Annotated in this window: 4 protein-coding genes; all 4 read right to left on the bottom strand. The window is 38.2% G+C overall.

The window, feature by feature from the left end:
* Positions 1-217: hypothetical protein (locus Q0625_RS00415; RefSeq protein WP_298822930.1), on the bottom strand; the 217-nt coding region annotated here is incomplete at its 3' end.
* 16 nt (positions 218-233) lie between these two features.
* Entirely contained in the window at positions 234-1,379 is a 1,146-nt protein-coding gene (locus tag Q0625_RS00410; RefSeq protein WP_298822929.1) for a LegC family aminotransferase, read from the bottom strand.
* Positions 1,380-1,415: 36 nt separating this feature from the next.
* A complete protein-coding gene (locus Q0625_RS00405; protein WP_298822928.1) occupies positions 1,416-2,624 on the bottom strand; it encodes a UDP-N-acetylglucosamine 4,6-dehydratase in 1,209 nt (402 codons plus the stop codon).
* Positions 2,625-2,633: 9 nt separating this feature from the next.
* A partial coding sequence (locus tag Q0625_RS00400; RefSeq protein WP_298822927.1) for a prolipoprotein diacylglyceryl transferase family protein occupies positions 2,634-2,954 on the bottom strand: 321 nt, incomplete at its 5' end.

The following is a 2,954-nucleotide window of genomic DNA, read 5'->3' as shown; positions in this document are numbered from 1 at the left end:
TTTCTTTTTTATTTTCTCCTTCAAAAATAGAATCATTATTCCATCTATATCCTTTGATTACTTTTCCTATGAAAGCAATAGGACAATTTTCATCTAACTCATATGAAAAAATAGAAACATTATATCCTAATGTATTCCCTGCTCGTATAAATTCTTCAGCAATAGAAACTCTCTTTGCTCCTCCAAGAAAAAGGATGTTTATTTTTTTATTTCCCATATATTTTATTTATTAATCATCTTCTCACCCCACTAGGTATATTTACTACTCTTGCCTCTAACCATTCAGCGTTGCTAAGGTCGGTTTTTGGACAATCTTTGAACATAGGTAAGCGGTTCATTAATTGCCATATAGGTCGGCTCATCACTCCTTTACCATTGGTTTCGGTAAGGAAAGCATCACGCTCTTCTTTGTCTTTTAAGATGATAGCGTTAAGCCAATAGTTACACTTTTCATCAGTCCGTTCTGTAAAGAAAGGAACTCCCTGTTTTTCAAAAAAGGCCTTATAAGTTTCCGCAGTTATCCGTTTGTTGGCTAAAAAGCCATCTAATTGTTCTAATTGAGCAACCCCTAAGGCAGCATTGATATTAGGCATGCGATAGTTGTAACCTATCTCATCATGTACAAATTCCCATGCATGAGGTACTTTGGCTTGAGTGGTAAGGTGTTTAGCATGTTTGCCTATGGCATCATCATTGGTTAGGATCATACCGCCCCCTCCTGTGGTAATGGTCTTATTTCCATTGAAAGAGATACCTCCTATTTTAGCGAAAGTACCTAAGTGCTTACCCTTGTAATAGCTACCCATTGCTTCGGCTGCATCTTCTACTACCTCAATATGATATTGATTACAGATAGCGATAATCTCCTCTATACGGCAAGTGTGTCCAAAGGTATGCATGGGAAGACAAGCCTTAATACGCCTACCTGTTTCTTTATGATAGCATTCATTTCCTCTTAGCTCAGTATGTGCTTTGAGAAATTGCTCTAAGGAAGTAGGGGAGAGTCCCATAGTATCTTTATCTACATCTACAAAAACAGGTACAGCCCCAGCATATACAATTGCATTAGTAGTAGCGATAAAGGTTAGTGGTTGGGTAATCACTTCATCTCCCTCTTTTACGCCACTTAGTTTAAGCGCTATATGGAGCGCATTAGTACCATTTACACATACAACGGCATGTTTAGCACCTGTATAGGCCGCTACTCTTTCCTCAAAAAGATCAACAAACTTTCCTACACTTGAGACGAAAGTAGTGTCTATACACTCTTCTAAGTATTTTTTCTCATTACCTTTGAAAGTGGGAGCATGCAGAGGAATAAAAGCCTCTTTCTCACCATAAAGGTCTTGTATAAAAGTTATCGTTTCAGAAATATTCATTGCAATAGTTTTTAGTTTTCAAAGCAGGTTCGAGATCTACATTTTACTATCTAAATATTTCCCAGTCTCTTGATGATCAAAATTCACTAAGAACCTTTTCATCAGTTGGGTTATATCATTCTTCTGGGTGTCAGGGTTGTCAAATAGTTTTGTTAGCTCTTTGATAAAGTTCTCTATTTCAGTTAGTTCTTTGAAACTTTGAAGGTTGATCACACCCAAAGATTCATATTTGTCTAAAAGAACTTGTTCTCCTTCGGTATAAAACTCTTCGTAGGGCTTTTCTCCAGTGGTATCACTTTTTGAGAAATAAACAGGATACCATTTGTCATTTTCTTTCCTGCTTTCTGCTTTGGCAATAGCCTCTGTCTCACTGTGGCATTCTAGGGGTTCATATCCTAAGCCTTTAAGTAATTCTGTAGCTATAGCGGAGAAAGTAAGTACTTGTTCTTTTTTTAGTTTTGGAAAGTATATTTGCCCCGTAGTTCCTAATATACAAGCCATTAAACATATTTGTCCACTTTCTTCAGGAGATACAAAATAGCGTGTTACATCTGAGGGGGCGGATAAGGGTTGGTTCTTGGCAATACGCTCTAAAAATCCGGCAGGTAGGGAACCATTGGAGAAAGCCACATTGGCAAAACGAGCAGTAGTTACAGGGAAAATTTTTGCATAGGCCATGATCATATCTTCCATAATCTTCTTGCTTCCTCCCATGATATTTATGGGGTTAGCAGCTTTGTCCGTAGAAACACAAAAGAAATGTTGGGGTGGATAATTACATAATAAGTCTAAGAAGCCTTTGGCATTGATTACATTGTTTTTCAGTAAGGCTTCTACAGAATATTTATCTTTTTCTGAGCGTACATGCTTGTGAGCAGAAAAATTAGCTACTATATCAAATCCGCCACGAGCTTTGAACATCTTTACAAAAGTATCATCAGCATAGCTCATGGGGTAGGTTACATAGTCATCGGGTACTGAGAAAGCGGAAGTACTACGTAGCTCACGGGTGAGTTCTGTCAGTCCATTTTCATTAATATCCACCACTACCAAGGTTTTAGGTTTAAAAGGTAATAGTGCTTTAATATAAGAACTCCCTATAGAGCCTGCACCTCCTATGACTAATACACGCTTCCCTTCTATGGCAGCGGTAAGCTCTTTTTGGTGAGCATGTAAATCCTTAAGAAACATACTCTCAGGACGTTTGGTAACGTATTTGGATATAAAGCGTTCTATGTTTAGCATAAATAGATTCTATTGGTTAGTTTTTTTTTGATACTTTTCTTGTGTATTGTTATTTCTCTTAAAGAACAGCAGAAACACCCCAGCGAGGATAAAGGGGATACTTAGCCATTGGCCTGTGGAGAAAACACCTAAGGTGTCTTCGATACCGCCTTGGTTGTCCTTGACATACTCTACAAGGAAACGGATTGTCCAAAGGGCAATGAGAAATACCCCAAAGATAAAGTAGGGCTGGTCTTTCTTGTTGGTTTTCCAATAAAGGTAGTAGAGCAACCAGAAAAGCAGGAAATATCCTACAGCTTCATAGAGTTGGGCAGGGTGCCTATAGGGGAT

The organism is uncultured Capnocytophaga sp. (assembly GCF_938029845.1).
Classification (GTDB): domain Bacteria; phylum Bacteroidota; class Bacteroidia; order Flavobacteriales; family Flavobacteriaceae; genus Capnocytophaga.
This window is presented reverse-complemented; position numbering and strand designations above follow the sequence as displayed.

Coding starts and splice junctions, on each gene's coding strand:
- Q0625_RS00405 (WP_298822928.1), bottom strand. CDS start 2,624: ATGCTAAACATAGAACGCTTTATATCCAAATACGTTACCAAACGTCCT.
- Q0625_RS00410 (WP_298822929.1), bottom strand. CDS start 1,379: ATGAATATTTCTGAAACGATAACTTTTATACAAGACCTTTATGGTGAG.